The 14,851-nt window shown below is 74.3% G+C and carries 15 protein-coding genes; 10 read left to right on the top strand and 5 right to left on the bottom strand.

Features of this window, described 5'->3' with window-relative positions; genetic code table 11:
• Nucleotides 1-93: 93 nt before the first annotated feature.
• Both ACFYZS_RS08785 and ACFYZS_RS08780 read left to right on the top strand, forming a co-directional pair.
• Complete coding sequence (locus tag ACFYZS_RS08785; protein ID WP_389008369.1) at nucleotides 94-696, top strand: TetR/AcrR family transcriptional regulator; 603 nt, start codon at nucleotides 94-96, stop codon at nucleotides 694-696.
• Nucleotides 697-770: 74 nt separating this feature from the next.
• Nucleotides 771-1,052 (top strand): DUF6225 family protein, encoded by a 282-nt coding sequence (locus tag ACFYZS_RS08780; RefSeq protein ID WP_389008366.1) that lies wholly within the window; start codon nucleotides 771-773, stop codon nucleotides 1,050-1,052.
• On the opposite strand, the gene ACFYZS_RS08775 is transcribed toward ACFYZS_RS08780, so the two are convergent.
• Complete coding sequence (locus tag ACFYZS_RS08775; RefSeq protein WP_389008363.1) at nucleotides 1,031-1,963, bottom strand: alpha/beta fold hydrolase; 933 nt, start codon at nucleotides 1,961-1,963, stop codon at nucleotides 1,031-1,033. The genes ACFYZS_RS08780 and ACFYZS_RS08775 overlap by 22 nt on opposite strands.
• 83 nt (nucleotides 1,964-2,046) lie before the next feature.
• On the opposite strand from ACFYZS_RS08775, the gene ACFYZS_RS08770 reads away from it, so the two are divergent.
• The 6 genes from ACFYZS_RS08770 (at nucleotide 2,047) to ACFYZS_RS08745 (ending at nucleotide 9,519) form a co-directional block, all read left to right on the top strand.
• A complete protein-coding gene (locus ACFYZS_RS08770; protein ID WP_389008835.1) occupies nucleotides 2,047-2,505 on the top strand; it encodes a MarR family transcriptional regulator in 459 nt (152 codons plus the stop codon).
• 78 nt (nucleotides 2,506-2,583) lie between these two features.
• Nucleotides 2,584-3,360: a nucleotidyltransferase domain-containing protein gene (locus ACFYZS_RS08765; RefSeq protein ID WP_389008833.1), complete on the top strand. Its 777-nt coding sequence runs from the start codon at nucleotides 2,584-2,586 to the stop codon at nucleotides 3,358-3,360.
• Between the two features lie 91 nt (nucleotides 3,361-3,451).
• Nucleotides 3,452-4,318 carry an alpha/beta fold hydrolase gene (locus tag ACFYZS_RS08760; protein ID WP_389008360.1) on the top strand — a complete coding sequence of 289 codons (867 nt, stop codon included), beginning with the start codon at nucleotides 3,452-3,454 and terminating at the stop codon, nucleotides 4,316-4,318.
• Nucleotides 4,319-4,362: 44 nt separating this feature from the next.
• Nucleotides 4,363-6,000 (top strand): glutamate synthase subunit beta, encoded by a 1,638-nt coding sequence (locus ACFYZS_RS08755; RefSeq protein WP_389008357.1) that lies wholly within the window; start codon nucleotides 4,363-4,365, stop codon nucleotides 5,998-6,000.
• 88 nt (nucleotides 6,001-6,088) lie between these two features.
• Nucleotides 6,089-8,113, top strand: coding sequence for a prolyl oligopeptidase family protein (locus tag ACFYZS_RS08750; protein ID WP_389008354.1), 2,025 nt, complete (start codon nucleotides 6,089-6,091; stop codon nucleotides 8,111-8,113).
• Nucleotides 8,114-8,208: 95 nt separating this feature from the next.
• The gene (locus ACFYZS_RS08745; RefSeq protein WP_389008351.1) at nucleotides 8,209-9,519 is read left to right on the top strand and encodes an MFS transporter; all 1,311 of its coding nucleotides are present in this window, start codon (nucleotides 8,209-8,211) and stop codon (nucleotides 9,517-9,519) included.
• Between the two features lie 7 nt (nucleotides 9,520-9,526).
• Here the strand turns inward: ACFYZS_RS08745 and ACFYZS_RS08740 are convergent, their stop codons facing one another.
• Nucleotides 9,527-10,180, bottom strand: a complete 654-nt coding sequence (locus tag ACFYZS_RS08740; protein WP_389008348.1) for a DUF1326 domain-containing protein — start codon at nucleotides 10,178-10,180, stop codon at nucleotides 9,527-9,529.
• A gap of 199 nt (nucleotides 10,181-10,379) precedes the next feature.
• Here ACFYZS_RS08740 and ACFYZS_RS08735 point away from each other — a divergent pair, with 199 nt between their 5' ends.
• Nucleotides 10,380-11,207, top strand: a complete 828-nt coding sequence (locus ACFYZS_RS08735) for a DUF2182 domain-containing protein (protein WP_389008345.1) — start codon at nucleotides 10,380-10,382, stop codon at nucleotides 11,205-11,207.
• 205 nt (nucleotides 11,208-11,412) lie between these two features.
• Here the strand turns inward: ACFYZS_RS08735 and ACFYZS_RS08730 are convergent, their stop codons facing one another.
• The 3 genes from ACFYZS_RS08730 to ACFYZS_RS08720 all read right to left on the bottom strand — a co-directional run bounded on the left by ACFYZS_RS08730 (nucleotide 11,413) and on the right by ACFYZS_RS08720 (nucleotide 12,872).
• Complete coding sequence (locus ACFYZS_RS08730) at nucleotides 11,413-11,619, bottom strand: hypothetical protein (protein WP_389008343.1); 207 nt, start codon at nucleotides 11,617-11,619, stop codon at nucleotides 11,413-11,415.
• A 73-nt stretch (nucleotides 11,620-11,692) separates the two neighbouring features.
• Nucleotides 11,693-12,343, bottom strand: coding sequence for a hypothetical protein (locus tag ACFYZS_RS08725; protein WP_389008340.1), 651 nt, complete (start codon nucleotides 12,341-12,343; stop codon nucleotides 11,693-11,695).
• Nucleotides 12,344-12,437: 94 nt separating this feature from the next.
• A complete protein-coding gene (locus ACFYZS_RS08720) occupies nucleotides 12,438-12,872 on the bottom strand; it encodes a hypothetical protein (protein WP_389008338.1) in 435 nt (144 codons plus the stop codon).
• 210 nt (nucleotides 12,873-13,082) lie between these two features.
• Between ACFYZS_RS08720 and ACFYZS_RS08715 the strand changes: the two genes are divergently transcribed.
• Nucleotides 13,083-14,849 carry a DUF885 domain-containing protein gene (locus ACFYZS_RS08715; RefSeq protein ID WP_389008335.1) on the top strand — a complete coding sequence of 589 codons (1,767 nt, stop codon included), beginning with the start codon at nucleotides 13,083-13,085 and terminating at the stop codon, nucleotides 14,847-14,849.
• Nucleotides 14,850-14,851 lie beyond the last annotated feature (2 nt).

The following is a 14,851-nucleotide window of genomic DNA, read 5'->3' as shown; positions in this document are numbered from 1 at the left end:
AACCTCTCCCTCCACGTTCCGATGCACTTGCATCGGAACAGTAACCTGAGAACCGATGCAGTTGCATCGAATAAGAGTGGGAGGGGATCGGGCATGCCCAAGCAGGTGGATCACGAGGGCCGGCGCCGCCTCATCGCCGAGTCCGTCTGCCGACTGGCCGACGAGCGCGGGCTCGAAGGCGTGACCCTGCGCGACGTCGCCGCCCGCGCGCAGGTCTCGATGGGCGCCGTGCAGCGCTGCTTCCGCACCAAGGAGGAGATGCTCGTCTTCGCCCTCGGGTACGTGGGCGAGCGCATCGGCGAGCGCGTCCGGGCCCGGCTGGTCAGGAGCCCGGCCCAGTCGGCCGGCACCGCCCTGGGGTACGCGGCCACCGAGGTCGCGCTGTTGAGGGAGGAGCACCGGGCCGAGGCCAGGGTCTGGCTGGCCTTCGTCGCGCAGGCCGCGGTCAGCGAGTCGCTGGCCGCCGCGCTGCGGGCGAACTACGCGGCCCTGCAGGAGTCGTTCGCGCAGCTCATCGCGGAGGCGGGGCCGGGCGACGGACGCGCGGAGCCCCTCGACGCGCACCGTGAGGCCCGCACCCTCCTCGCCCTCGCGGACGGGCTCACCGCGCAGGTCCTCATCGGCCACCTCGCCCCTTCCGAGGCGCAGGAGGTGCTCCACGCGCACCTGTGCCGCCTTCGGACGCACTCCGGGTGACGGTCGTCGCGGATGCGCGAAACCGACCGGCGCGCCGTGGCCGTGGTGCACCCTTCGCCCTCTAATGTCGCCGCATGGCTGACATGTTCGATCACAATCCGCAGGTGTGGACCGCTGGACGGCTCCGCGAGGTGCTGGCAGGGCTGCCCGACGAGACCCCGATCCACATCGGTGTCGCGGACGGCCCCGGGGACTTCGAGGGCTACGGGGAGTACGTCCTCGTGGACGCCGAGCCCGTCGAGGTGGACGTCGACTGCGACGGCGAGGGCGACCACGACGGCGAGCCGGGGCATCGCGTCCAGTTCACGCTGTTCGCCGACGCCGCCGCCGGGGCCTACCACCTCGACCTGGACTGACCTTCCCGGTGGGTCGGGCCGGCCGGATCTGCCGGATCTGCCGGGTCGGCCCCGAGGAACGCGCCGACCAGGCGGTTCGTCTCAGCGGACGCCGCCGTGGGCAGCGCGTAGTGGGTGAGCCGCGGGAGCGTCCGGATCCGGGCGTGCGGTACGGCCTCGCGGGCGCGGGCCGCGACCTCCTCCGGATCGTGGGCGCCGCTGCGGCCCGCGAGCAGGACGAGCAGCGGGGCCTTCAGCGCCCTGGCGTCCGGGCGGCGGCCGACGATCAGCTTCCGGTGCGGGAAGTCCGAGGCCGCCAGCGCGAACAGCCGCTTCCAGTCCGGGTCGGTGTCCGTGCCCGCCGTCTCCCGGTCGAGGTGCGCGAGTGCGCGGGCCGTCCTCGGGCGCACCAGCACGGGCAGTGAGCGCAGCAGGAACCCGGGGCGGAAGCCCGCGAAGCACCGGGTCGGGTCGAGGAGCACCAGCCGGTCGACCCGCTCGGCCGCGTGCAGGGCGTACGTCAGGGCGATCCATGCACCGTACGAATGCCCCAGCAGTGCGGCCCGCCGGACGCCGAGCCCGTCGAGGAGCGCGTCCAGCCACCCCATCAGGTCGGCGGTGGTGCGCAGCGGGACGCCCGTGCGGACGCTGCGGCCGGCGTCGCCGAGTATGTCGACGGCGAGTACCCGGTGGTGCGCGCCGAGCGCCGCGGCGTTGGCGAACCAGACGGCGCCGGTGGAGCCGCCGCCGTGCAGGAGCAGCACCGCGGGCGCCCCGGCCGGCCCGTACGCGTGGACGCGGGTCGTCCCGTACGGGGTCAGGACGTCGATCTCGGCGGTGCCGGCCGGCCAGCGCGTGAGCAGCGCCTCGTAGGCGGCGAAGAACTCTCGCGATGCGGATGCGGATGCGGATGCGGGTGTGGACGCGGGCACGGCAGCCTCCGGATATCGTCTCGTTGACCGATTATCTCGTTCGGCGAGAGAATAGTCGAGTGAGCGATGACGAAACCCCCGCGATGCGGCTGGTCCACCTCCTGCGCGCCGTCACGGTGGAACTCCATCTGCGCGGCGCCGAGTTCGCGGCGCGCAACGGCCTGCATCCGACCGATCTGCGAGCCCTGATCCGGCTGCTCGACGCCGACCGGGCGGGGGAGGCGGTCACCCCGGGGCGGCTCGGCGAGGCCCTGCGGCTCAACTCGGCGGGCACCACCGGGCTCCTCGACCGGCTGGAGCGGCTGGGCCTGGTCCGCCGCAGCCGCGACGAGCGGGACCGGCGCCGGATCCTGCTCGTGGTGGAGCCGAAGGCCGTCGAGCTGGGCTGGTCCTTCTTCGGCCCGCTGATCGGCGGCCTGGTCGAGGCCGCCGAAGACTTCACCCCCGGTGAACTGGACGTCGTACGGCGCTACTTGACCGCCGCACTGGACGCCGCCGGCGACGCGGGTACCGCCGGCGGCGGGGTGGACGCGGGCGCGTAGGGCGGACCGGCCGGAATCCGCTGGCCGGGCGCGGGCGGGCGGTGCGAGACTCGCGCCGTGGAAACGATCATCAAGGACATGGCGGAGCGCCTGGCCCGGGTACCCGGTGTGGTGGGCGTGATGCTCGGCGGCAGCCGGGCCCGCGGGGAGCACCGGCCCGGCTCGGACTGGGACCTCGGCGTCTACTACCGCGGCGCCCCCGATCTCGAGGCGCTGCGCGCGCTGGCCGGGCCCGGCGTGGACGTGGCCGCACCCGGCGAGTGGGGCCCCTGGGTCAACGGCGGTGCGTGGCTGCGCGTCGAGGGGACCGCCGTGGACTGGATCCTGCGGGATCTGGACCGGGTCGGACAGGTGTGGGAGCAGTGCCGCGAGGGCCGGTACGAGGTAGGCGTACAGGCGGGGCACCCGCTCGGGTTCTGGTCGCCCTGCTACGCGGGCGAGGTGGCGCTCGGGCAGGTGCTCGCCGATCCGACGGGCGAGCTGGCGGACCTGCGGCGGCGGACCGCCGACTACCCCGAGCCGCTGCGGGAGGCACTGACCGCGGCGGCCTGGGAGGCGGAGTTCCTGGTCGAGGGCGCGGCGAAGGGCGCCGCCCGGGCCGACGCCCTGTACGTGTCACTGTGCCTGTCCCGGGCGGTGGGCGTGCTGGTGCAGGCACTGTTCGCCGCGGACCGCCGCTGGTGCCTCAACGAGAAGGGCGCCCTGGCCGTCGCCGAGACGCTGCCCGGCGCCCCCGCCGGCTTCGGCCGCCGCGTCCGCCGCCTGCTGGGAGCACCCGGCACCACCGCCGAGGAGCTGACCGCCACCGTCGCCGAGGCCCGCACCCTGGTCGCGGCGACCCGCGCACGCTGCTGACCGCCCCGCACCGGGGGAGGACCGCCCCGGCGTCCGGGAGCCCGGGGAAACGCGGTTGCCCGGAGCCGAAGCCGCTGGCAGGGTCTGCGCCATGCCTACTTTCGCCGCTCCCGACGGGACCACGCTCGCCTACCGCGTCCTCGGCGGGGACGGGCCGCCGCTCGTCTGCCTGCCCGGGGGGCCGATGCGTGACTCCGTCTACCTCGGCGAACTGGGCGGGCTCGGCGCCCACCGGCAGCTGATCATGCTCGATCTGCGCGGCACCGGCCGCTCGGAGGCGCCCGCCGACACCGGCTCCTACCGCTGCGACCGGCAGGTCGAGGACGTCGAGGCCCTGCGCGCGCACCTCGGCCTCGGCCGGATCGACCTGCTCGCGCACTCGGCCGGCGCGAACCTGGCCGCCCTGTACGCCGGCCGCCACCCGGAGCGCGTCGGCAAGCTCCTGCTGCTCACCCCGAGCGTCATGGCCGTCGGCATCACGATCACCGGCGAATCCCGGCTCGAGACCGCCCGGCTGCGCCGGGGCGAGCCCTGGTACCCGGCCGCGTACGCCGCCCTGGAAGCCGTCGTCGCGGGCCGGGGCACCGCCGACAGCCGGCAGGCGATCGCCCCCTTCCTCCACGGCCGCTGGGACGACGCGGCCCGCGCCTACGACGCCGCCGACGAGCCCCAGAAGAACGCCGAGGCCACGGCCGCCTACGCCGGCGAAGGCGCCTTCGACCCCGACACCACCCGCAAGGCACTCGCGGGGCTCGACGCCCCCGTGCTCGTCCTCGCGGGCGAGTGCGACGTATCGCTGCCGCGGCCGGCCGCCGTCGCGTACGCCGCTCTGTTCCCGCACGCCCGGCTCCTCGTCCAGCCCGGAGCCGGCCACGCCCCGTGGCTCGACGACCCCGAGCGGTTCACCGGGGCCACCGCCGCCTTCCTGGCCGATACGGGAGCCCCGGACCCGGCGTAACCTGGTCTGACCGCCGTATCCGCCTGTGACCAGGGAGGCGGCGTATGACCGACCCGTACGGCTTCCTCCGGACCCCCCGGAACCCCGTCCCGTCGCGCCCCGCGGACCAGCGGCTCGGCGACTGGCGCGAAGTGCACGCCGGGCAGACGCTGCTGCCCCTGGTGTCCGAGCAGGCGAACCGCTGCATGGACTGCGGGGTCCCCTTCTGCCACGGCGGCTGCCCGCTCGGCAACCTCATCCCCGAGTGGAACGCCTACGCCGCGCACGGCGACTGGCGGTCCGCGGCCGAGCGGCTGCACGCCACCAACAACTTCCCCGAGTTCACCGGCCGGCTCTGCCCGGCCCCGTGCGAGGACTCCTGCGTACTGGCGATCAACGCCGACCCGGTGACCATCAAGAACGTCGAGCAGACCATCGCCGACCAGGCCTGGGCGCTCGGGTACGCCCCGCCCGTGCCGCCCGGCCGACTCAGCGGGCAGACCGTCGCCGTCATCGGCTCCGGTCCGGCCGGGCTCGCCACGGCCCAGCAGCTGACCCGGGCCGGGCACACCGTCGTCGTCTACGAGCGGGCCGACCGCATCGGCGGCCTGCTCCGCTACGGCATCCCCGCCTTCAAGATGGAGAAGACCCACCTGGAGCTGCGGATCGCCCAGATGCGGGCGGAGGGCACGGTGTTCCGTACGGACGCCGACATCGGCGGCCGCGTGGACGCGGCCGAACTGCGCCGCCGCCATGACGCCGTCGTCGTGGCCGTCGGGGCCGAGGAGCGCCGGGAACTGGCCGCGCCGGGCCGCGAACTGCACGGCATACACCAGGCCATGGAGTACCTGACCTGCGCCAACCGGGTCGGTGAGGGCGACTTCGCGGCGCCCGCCCTCACCGCCGAGGGCCGGCACGTGGTGATCGTCGGCGGCGGGGACACGGGCTCGGACTGCCTGGGCACCGCCCTGCGGCAGGGCGCGCTGTCGGTGGTCCAGCTCGACATCCGCCCGGAGCCGGGCCCCGAGCGGCCCGAAGGGGAGCCGTGGCCGCTGGTGCACCCGCAGGTGTACCGGATCTCCCACGCCCACGAGGAGGCGCGCGGGCGCCACGGCACCGACCCCCGCCTCTTCTCCAGCGCGACCGTGCACTTCGAGGGCGATGCGGACGGCCGGGTCAGGGCCCTGCACCTGACGGCGGTCGAGGCCGTGGGGCGCACGCCCAGGCCGGGCACCGAGCGGGTCATCGAGGCGGAGCTGGTCCTGCTGGCGCTCGGATTCTCCGGCCCGGAGCGGGCCTGCCGGCTCGGCGAACAGCTCGGGCTCACCCGGGACGAGCGGGGCAACTTCGCCCGGGACGCGGGCTACGCGGCCCTCGGCGCCTCCGACGCCCCCGGCGGGTCCGACGGGCGCGGATCCTCCTCCGCACCGGCGGGCCGTCCCGGGGCCGCCAAGGCGCCGCCCTGGGCCGAGGCCCCCGCGGCGGGCGTGCCGCCGGCCTGGGGCCGTCGCGTGGAGCGGCGGGCCCCCCGCCACGGGCCCGACGGGGTCTTCGTGGCGGGCGACGCCGGGCGCGGCCAGTCCCTCGTGGTGTGGGCCATCGCGGAGGGCCGGGCGACGGCCGCCGCCGTGGACCGCTACCTCACCGGCTCCACGGCCCTGCCCGCGCCCGTCGGCGCCCACGACCGGCCGCTGTCGGCCTGACCTCCACCGCCCGATCCGGGCGGCCCGGAGCCGCACCTGCTCCACCGATGCGGCGCCGGGGCGCCCGGCGGGGCTGCACAATCGTGGGGTGACTGCTGAAGATCCTTTCCTGTGGCTGGAAGACGTCGAGGGCGAGAGCGCGCTGGCCTGGGTGGCGGAGCGGAACGCCGAGACCGCCGCCGCGCTCGCCGCCGACCCGCGCTTCGAGGTGCTGCGCGACGAACTGCGCGAGGTCCTCGACGACGCCGACCGCATCCCGTACACCGCCCGCCGCGGCGCGCACCTCTACAACTTCTGGCGGGACGCGGAACGCCCGAAGGGCGTGTGGCGGCGGACGACGCCGGAGCAGTACCGCAAGGACGACCCGGCCTGGGAGGTGCTCCTCGACATCGACGCCCTCGCCGCGCGGGAGGGCGAGGAGTGGGTGTGGGCCGGCGCCCGGGTGCGCCACCCCGACCACCGCCGCGCCCTGGTCCAGCTCTCCCGGGACGGCTCCGACGCCGTCGTGGTCCGCGAGTTCGACCTCGACGACCTGGCCTTCGTCCCCGCCGGGGACGGCGGCTTCCGGGTCGAGGAGGCGAAGACCCGGATCGGCTGGATCGACGAGGACACCGTCTTCCTCGGCACCGACTCCGGACCGGGTTCGCTGACCGCCTCCGGCTATCCCCGCACGGTCCGGCGCTGGCGCCGGGGCACCCCCGTGACGGAGGCCGCGGTCGTCTTCGAGGCCGAGCCGGGAGACGTGTCCGCCGCCGGCTGGCACGACCCGACCCCCGGCCACGAGCGCGACTTCGTCTCCCGCCACACCGACTTCTTCCACGACGAGCTGTACCTGCTCGCCGACGGCGACCGGCTCGTGAAGATCGAGGTCCCGGACGACGCCGGGAAGTACGCGCACCGCCAGTGGCTGATCGTCACCCCGAAGACCCCCTGGCTCGGCCACCCGGCCGGCTCGCTCCTCGCCTTCGACTTCGACGCCTTCCTGGCCGGGGACCGCACCGCGCACGTGCTGTTCGCGCCCGACGAGCGCACCGCGCTGGCCGGGCACAGCTGGACCCGCCACCACCTGATCCTGGAGACGCTGGCCGACGTCGCCACCCGCATCGAGGTCCTCACCCCGGGCCCGGACGGCTGGAGCCGCCGGCCGCTCGCGGACGTGCCGGCGCTGTCCTCGGCGACCGTCACCGACACCGACCCGGACGTCAGCGACGAGTACTTCCTCAACGTCGACGGCTTCCTGCAGCCCTCCACGCTCGCGTACGGGCACATCGGCGCCGGCTCCGAGCCCCTCAAGCAGGCCCCCGCCCGCTTCGACGCCCGCGGGCTGTCGGTCCGGCAGTTCTTCGCGACCTCCGCGGACGGCACGCGGGTCCCGTACTTCGTCGTCGGCCCCGCCGGCCAGGACGGGCCCGGGCCCGCGCTCCTGTACGGGTACGGCGGCTTCCGGGACCAGCAGACCCCCGGCTACAGCCCGCTGACCGGCCGCGCCTGGCTCGCCCGCGGGGGTACGTACGCGGTCGCCAACATCCGGGGCGGCTCCGAGTACGGCCCCGCCTGGCACCAGGCCGCCCTCGGCGCGAACCGGGTACGGGCTTTCGAGGACTTCGCCGCCGTCGCGGCCGACCTCACCGCCCGCGGCATCACCACCCCCGACCGGCTCGGCATCACCGGAGCCAGCAACGGCGGCCTGCTGATGGGCGCCATGCTGGTGCGTCACCCGGAGCTGTTCGGCGCGGTCGTCGCGAAGGTGCCGCTCCTGGACATGCTCCGCTACCACCGCCTGCTCGCCGGTGCCTCCTGGGTCGCCGAGTACGGGGATCCCGACAGCGAGGCCGACCGGCCCCACCTCGAAGCCCTCTCCCCGTACCACAACCTCGAGGCGGACCGGCCGTACCCGCCCCTGCTGCTGATGACCTCCACCCGCGACGACCGCGTCCACCCCGGCCACGCCCGCAAGGCGGCCGCCCGGCTGCGGGAACTGGGGCACCGGGTGCTCTTCCACGAGAACACCGGCGGCGGCCACGGCGGAGCCAGCGACAACGAACAGGCCGCCGTCAACCACGCGCTCGCGTACACCTTCCTGTGGCGGCACCTGGGAGGCGAAGCGGGCTGAGCGGCCCGCGCGCCCGTGCCCGTGCCCGGCGGCGAAAATGCGTTGCCCGGGCGCGGGCGGTTCCCTCACGATGACCCGTTGTGAGTACCACCCGTTTGTCCAGTTTGCTTCCCGACCTGTCCCCGTGGCGGTCCAGCCGCGACTTCCGGCTGCTCTTCTTCCAGGGCGCCGTCACGTTCTTCACGTCCTTCATGGCGATGATCGCCCTCCCGCTGCAGATCAAGCACCTGACGGACTCGCCGCTCGCGGTCGGTGCGATGGGTGCGGTGGAACTCGTCCCGCTCGTCGTCTTCGGCCTCTACGGCGGGGCCCTGGCCGACGCGATCGACCGGCGGCGGATGATCATGCTGAGCGAGGCGGGGCTCGGGGTGCTCGCCCTCGTCCTGCTCGTGAACTCCCTGCTGCCGAACCCGCTGCTGTGGCCCCTGTACGTGGTCGCGGCCGGCGTCTCGGCGCTGGCCGGTCTGCAGCGCCCGGCCCTGGACTCGATGATGGCGCGGATCGTGCCGCACGAGCAGATGACCGCGGCCGCCGCGCTCAACGCGCTGCGCTACCAGATCGGCGCGATCGCCGGACCGGCGCTGGCCGGCCTGGTCGTCGCCTACGCCGGCTACCCGGCCGCCTACGGCATCACCCTCGGCGGCTTCGTGCTGTCCGTGATCCTGTGCACCCGGCTGGCCCCGGCGCCGCCCTCGCCCGACGCGGAGCGGCCCTCGCTGCACGGGATCGCCGAGGGCGCGCGCTACGCGTGGAGCCGGCCGGTGCTGCTGGGCACGTACGCGGTGGACCTGGCGGCCATGTTCTTCGCCTTCCCGAACACGATCTTCCCCTTCCTGGCGGACGAACTCGACGCGGTGTGGGCACTGGGCCTCATGTACTCGGCGGGTGCCGTGGGCTCCCTGGTCCTCGGGATGACCAGCGGCTGGACCTCCCGGGTGCGGCGGCACGGCCTGTTCGTGGTGTGCGGGGCCGCGGTCTGGGGCGTGGCGATCGCGGCGACCGGCTGGTTCACCGACATTTGGGTGGTGCTGGCGTGCCTGGCGGTCGCGGGAGCCGGTGACATGCTGAGCGGCCTGGGCCGGGCGACGATCTGGAACCAGACCATTCCCGAGGAACTGCGCGGGCGGCTGGCGGGCATCGAGGTGCTCTCGTACAGCGTGGGCCCGCAGCTGGGCCAGGTCCGCGCGGGCACGGTCGCCGGCTGGACGGGCACGCGGTCGGCGTTCTGGAGCGGCGGCCTGATGTGCGTGGCGGCGGTGGGGGCCCTCGCCGTGGCGCTGCCCAAGCTGGTCACGTACGACGCGGACACGGACGAGGACGCGCTGCGGCGCCGAGCCGAGAAGGCCCGAGCCGAGAAGGCCCGCGCCGCGGCGGAGACGGAGCCGTTCCCCACGCCCGCCCCGTGACGTCGTCCTAGTCGGGCCCGGTCCAGTCGAAGGTGATGTGCTTGCTGGACCGGCCTTCGCGACTCCAGAGGAAGCCGTGGGCATCGGCGCGGTCCACCGTCGAACGGCCCCAGGTCGCGACCTGGCCCGGTCCGGTCTCCGCACCCGGCAGGTTGGTCGACTGGACGCGCGCACCCTCCGGGGTCGTGGGTCCGGTGAGCGCGACCGCGCTCGCCTCGACCCGGCCCGGCACCACCGCCCGCCAGCTCGCGAGGTCGTCGGCGACCTCGACCTCGATGGGGGCGAACTCCATGCCGCGCATCTCGGCGCCCATCATGGTGACCATCTGGGCAGGCCAGCTGCCCGCCTGCCCACCGAAGATCATCGCAAGCGCCTCGCGCTGGGGGCCGTCGGCGCGCTCGTCGACGAAGACCGCGGCGTACGTGTCCGAGTGCTCGGCCCAGATGTTGCCGACGAACGAGGCCACCATCAGCACGTTCAGGCCGTCCAGCCGTACGTCGCCGTAACGGCCCTCGCGGATGTGCCAGGCCAGGATGCCGTCGCAATCGCCGTGGGTGGGCAGCTGTGCGAACGAGCAGGGGCAGGGCACGTTGCACTTGCAGGTGTCGAACCAGTCGCCCGCCGCGTGCCACCGGGGAACGGTCGCCGTCGTCTCGGACATGTCCCTGCCTCCTCGTGACCGTGCCGGGACGTCGGTCTCGGGAGGACGGCGCAGCCCCCGGGAACCATCGCCGGCCCACGCCCGGGTCGTACGGGTGTCCACCCCGATTGTCCCACCGCAGGGGTCGCCCGGAGGAGGTGCTTTCCACGTACACGCGTTCCCGCGCGCACGCGCGGGTCCGCCGTGATGTGCTGGAGGTGTGCGCCTCGACCGGAAGGCCCTGTCACCCCCTCTGCGTCCGGCGAATCTGCTGCCGGCCCGGCAGCTCGCGTTCGCCTGGTCGGTGATGGCGTCGATCGCCCTCCTCGCCTGGGTGCTGGTGGTCGACCAGGCCCGTGACATGGGGGTCGAGCCGGGAACCATGGGCATGGGCGTCCCGCTGTTCCTGCTGCTGTGGCTGGTCATGATGATCGCCATGATGTTCCCGTCGGTGGCCCCGGTGGCCCTCACCTGGGCGCGGGCCATCGGGCGCCAGTCGCCCACGGGAGTCGTGCGGGTGTCTCGTACCGCCCAGTTCGCCGGGGGGTACCTGCTGTCCTGGACGGCCTTCGGCCTGATCGCCTACGGGCTCCTCGCCGGGACCGGGGCCCTGGTGGACGAGCACCCGGGCGCCGGGCGCTGGATCGGCGCAGGGGCCTTCCTGGTCGCCGGGCTGTACCAGTTCGGCCCGTGGAAGGACCTCTGCCTGCGGCACTGCCGGAGCCCGATGGGCCAGCTCGTGCGCTACGCGGGCTTCCGGCCCCGGGCCCGCGATCTGCGGGTCGGGGCGCACCACGGGGCGTACTGCGTGGGCTGCTGCTGGGGGCTGATGGTCGTGCTCGTCCCGCTGGGCGTCATGAACGTCCTGGCGATGGCCGCGGTGGCCGTTGTGATCTTCGTGGAGAAGCTCTGGCGGCTGGGCCCCGTCTTCTCCCAGGTCGTCGGGGCCGTCTTCCTCGTACTCGCGGTACTGAGCCTCTTCCAGCCCTGGCTGCTGCCGGGCCTGATCCCGCCGCAGTCGCCCATGACGGAGATGCTCCACCCCTAGGGGGTGTCCGCAAAGTCCCGCCTGCCCCGCGGCGCCCGGCACGCGCTCTCGGCGCACCGGGCGAAATCCCGAGTACGTCCAGTACACGGGCTCCCGCCCGGCACACCGAGAGCACGCACCGAACGCCGCGAGACCGCCCTTCGGGCGCACGGCGCTACTTTGCGGACACCCCCTAGGGGGTGTCCCCGTGTCCCGGGGACACCGCCTAGGCCTTGTCCTGCGGCGATGCGGGGCGGGCCGCCGGGGCCGGAGTGCGGCGGGGCGGCAGGCGGTCGCCGGCTTCCGGCCGGGGGAGCGGGCGGACGACGTACTGGTTCTCGACGAGGTGCTCGTACACCTCGAAGTCGACGGCCTGCCACCGCCCCATGTCGCCGTGGACGGCCCGGAACTGGGCCGGAGTCGGAGTTGCCACCCTGCTCACCTCCACGTCCTCACCTCCACGCGGGCATCTCATACGACGCTAGAACACTTCGGGAGCCCGTGCACTACGTGGTGACGGGCTCCCCCGCGAGGCCGGTCAGGGCCAGCGCGCGGTGCATGGCGGGCAGGTCCCAGTCCTCGTCCCGGCCGTCGTTGCCGGTGCCCGCCACCAGGGAGTCCAGCGCCCGCGGCGCCAGCCGGTACTCCTCGGCGGCCTCCAGGAGCTCCTTCGCGGCCGGGCCGTGCCCGGCCAGCAGGTCGAGGACCTCCCGCCGGTCCGTGAAGCGGCTCATACCGCAGTCCAGACCGTCGTCCCCGAGGTCCTCCGGGTAGGGGGCGCGGGCCCACGTGCCGTTCTCGTACCAGTAGACGCAGCCCAGCTCCCAGCCTTCGAGCAGGTCGCGCAGCTTCTCGTACGGCAGCCAGTCCGGGCCCTGCGCCAGCATGTCGACGGCGGGCTCGTGCCACTTGACCCCGCTCGACTCGTCCTCTCCGTACAGCACGAAGCGGCCCGGGCCCATCCGGGCCAGGGCCCACCACGTACAGCCGCAGTCGTCCAGACGGAGCGCCGAACCGGCGATCCAGTGGCCGGTGCGGTGGATGCCGCGGCTCTCCGCCGCGGTGGTCGCCTCCAGAACGGCGACCAACGCCCACCGGGCCCAGAGCAGTTCCGCCGCGGGCAGGTCTTCGGGCCGGCCCGGCCGGTGAATCGTCATGCTGTCCCTGCTCCTCGTGCCGGTGACGTAGGCGTACCGGCACGAGGGTATCCGGCGGTGTCCGGCGGCAGTCGGCGCGGCTGCCGGCGGACCGTCAGTGCCGCGCCGGCCGGGACGTGTCGGTGCACAGGGCCCAGATGACGAACACGCCGACGAGGATGGCGACGATCGACCAGAGTGGCTGGTACGGCAGCCACAGGAAGTGCACGATCACGTACAGGCAGGTCAGGGCGATACCGGCGATGCGGCCGGCCTCCGAGCCCTTGAGGATCGCCGCGCCGGCGACCAGGACCAGGATGCCCACGATGAGATGGATCCAGCCCCAGGCCGTGAGGTCGAACTTGAACGTGTAGTCGCCGATGTGCGTGTACACCTCGTCGTTGGCGAGGGCGGCGATGCCCTCGATGACGGCGAAGATGCCGCTGACGATCATCAGGACGCCCGCGAACATCGTGCCGCCCGCGGCCCAGGCGCTGCCGGTGCCGGTCGGCGTGCCGCTTCCAGTCGTTCCACTCGGCGTGCTGCTCATCGCGCCGCCTCTCTCTCGGGTGCGGGACCCGGGTCTGCGTGACACGTCGGTCCCGCCATCCATCGTGCGTACCCGTGGCCCCGGGCGCACGTCGGGGCGTGACCGCCCTGCCGCCGGAGCGTGAGCGGGCGGGCGGCAGGGCGCTCGGATACCGGCCAAAGACACGGGCCCCGGGCTTGTCCGGGGGAGGGGCTGGGCAGGGGTCCGGGCATGTTGAGGCCCCAGCGCGAGCTGCCCCGCCAGATCTCCGACGCGTACGTCGACGCCCTCCTCGGACTCGACCCGATCACCGGTACGTACCTCGGCACCTCCGTCGGCGCCGGCAGACTGCCGGACTTCTCGCCCGACGGGGCCGCCGCCGAGGCGGAGCTCGCGCGCGAGACGCTCGTGCGGCTGGCCGGCCGCGAAACCGATGCCGGAGCCGGAGTCGGAGCCGGAGCCGACGCCGACGCCGACGTCGAGCGGCGGTGCGCGCGACTGCTGCGCGAGCGGCTCGACGCGGAACTCGCCCAGTACGAAGCGGGAGAGCACCTGCGGGCGGTGAACAACATCTCCTCGCCGCTGCACCGGATCCGCAAGGTCTTCTCGGTGATGCCGGCCCGTACGCCCGAGGACTGGGCGGCGATCGCGCAGCGGCTGCGAGCCGTGCCCGACTGCCTGGGCGGCTACCGGGCTTCGCTCGCCGAGGGCGTGGGACGCGGACTGGCCGCGGCGCCGCGCCAGGTACGGGCCAACGTGGCCCAACTGGAGGAATGGCTGGGCTCCGAGGGCTCCGGGGGCTCCAAGGGCTCCAAGGGCTCCGAGGGCTCCGGGGTTTCCGGCGGCGGCGGCTTCGGCCCCCTGGCCACCGGCGCTCCGCCGCGGCTGCGCGCCGAGGTCGAGGCGGCGGCGCGGGTGGCTACGGAGGCGTTCGCGGAGCTCGGGGAGTGGTTCCGGCGCGCCTACGAGGCGCAGGCCACCGGCGCCGGGGCGGAGGACGCCGTCGGGCGCGAGCGCTACGGCCGCTTCGCCCGCCATTACACCGGCGCGGACCTCGACCTCGACGAGGCGTACGCCTACGGCTGGGAGGAGTTCCACCGGCTGCTCCCCGAGATGCGCGCCGAGGCGCAGCGCGTCCTGCCCGGCGGGCAGGACCCCTGGGTCGTGCTGGCCTGGCTGGGCGACCACGGCGAGAGCGTCCACGGAGTGGAGGAGACCAGGGTCTGGCTCCAGCGCCTGATGGACGAGGCCGTGGCGGCCCTGGACGGGCGGCACTTCGACATCGCCGAGCCGGTACGGCGCGTCGAGTCCCGCATCGCGCCGCCCGGTGGCGCCGCGGCCCCGTACTACTCGCAGCCGTCCCTGGACTTCACCCGCCCGGGCCGGACCTGGCTGCCCACGCTGGGCCGGACCCGGTTCCCCACCCACAACCTCGTCTCCACCTGGTACCACGAGGGCTTTCCCGGGCACCATCTCCAGCTGGGCCACTGGACGTTCGTCGCGGCCGGCCTCTCCCGCTACCAGACGAAGGTCGCCAAGGTCAGCGCCACCACGGAGGGCTGGGCGCTGTACGCCGAACGCCTCATGGACGAGCTGGGTTTCCTCACCGACCCCGCGCACCGGCTGGGCCACCTCGACGCCCAGATGATGCGGGCCGTCCGCGTGGTGATCGACATCGGCATGCACCTGCGGCTGGCCATCCCGGCGCACTCGCCGTTCCGGCCGGGGGAGCGGTGGACTCCCGCGCTGGCGCGGGAGTTCCTCGGCCGCTACTCCAGCCGCCCCGCCGCCTACCTCGACAGCGAGGTCGTCCGCTATCTGGGCCGGCCCGCCCAGTCGATCTCGTACAAGCTGGGCGAACGGGCCTGGCTGGAGGGGCGGGAGCGGGCCCGGGCCAAGCAGGGCCCGGACTTCGACCTCAAGCGCTGGCACATGGCCGCGCTCTCGCTCGGCTCGCTCGGCCTGACGGATCTGAGCAGTGAACTCGGCTCCCTGTAGGC

The organism is Streptomyces sp. NPDC001903, assembly GCF_042891345.1.
Classification (GTDB): Bacteria; Actinomycetota; Actinomycetes; order Streptomycetales; family Streptomycetaceae; genus Streptomyces.
This window is presented reverse-complemented; position numbering and strand designations above follow the sequence as displayed.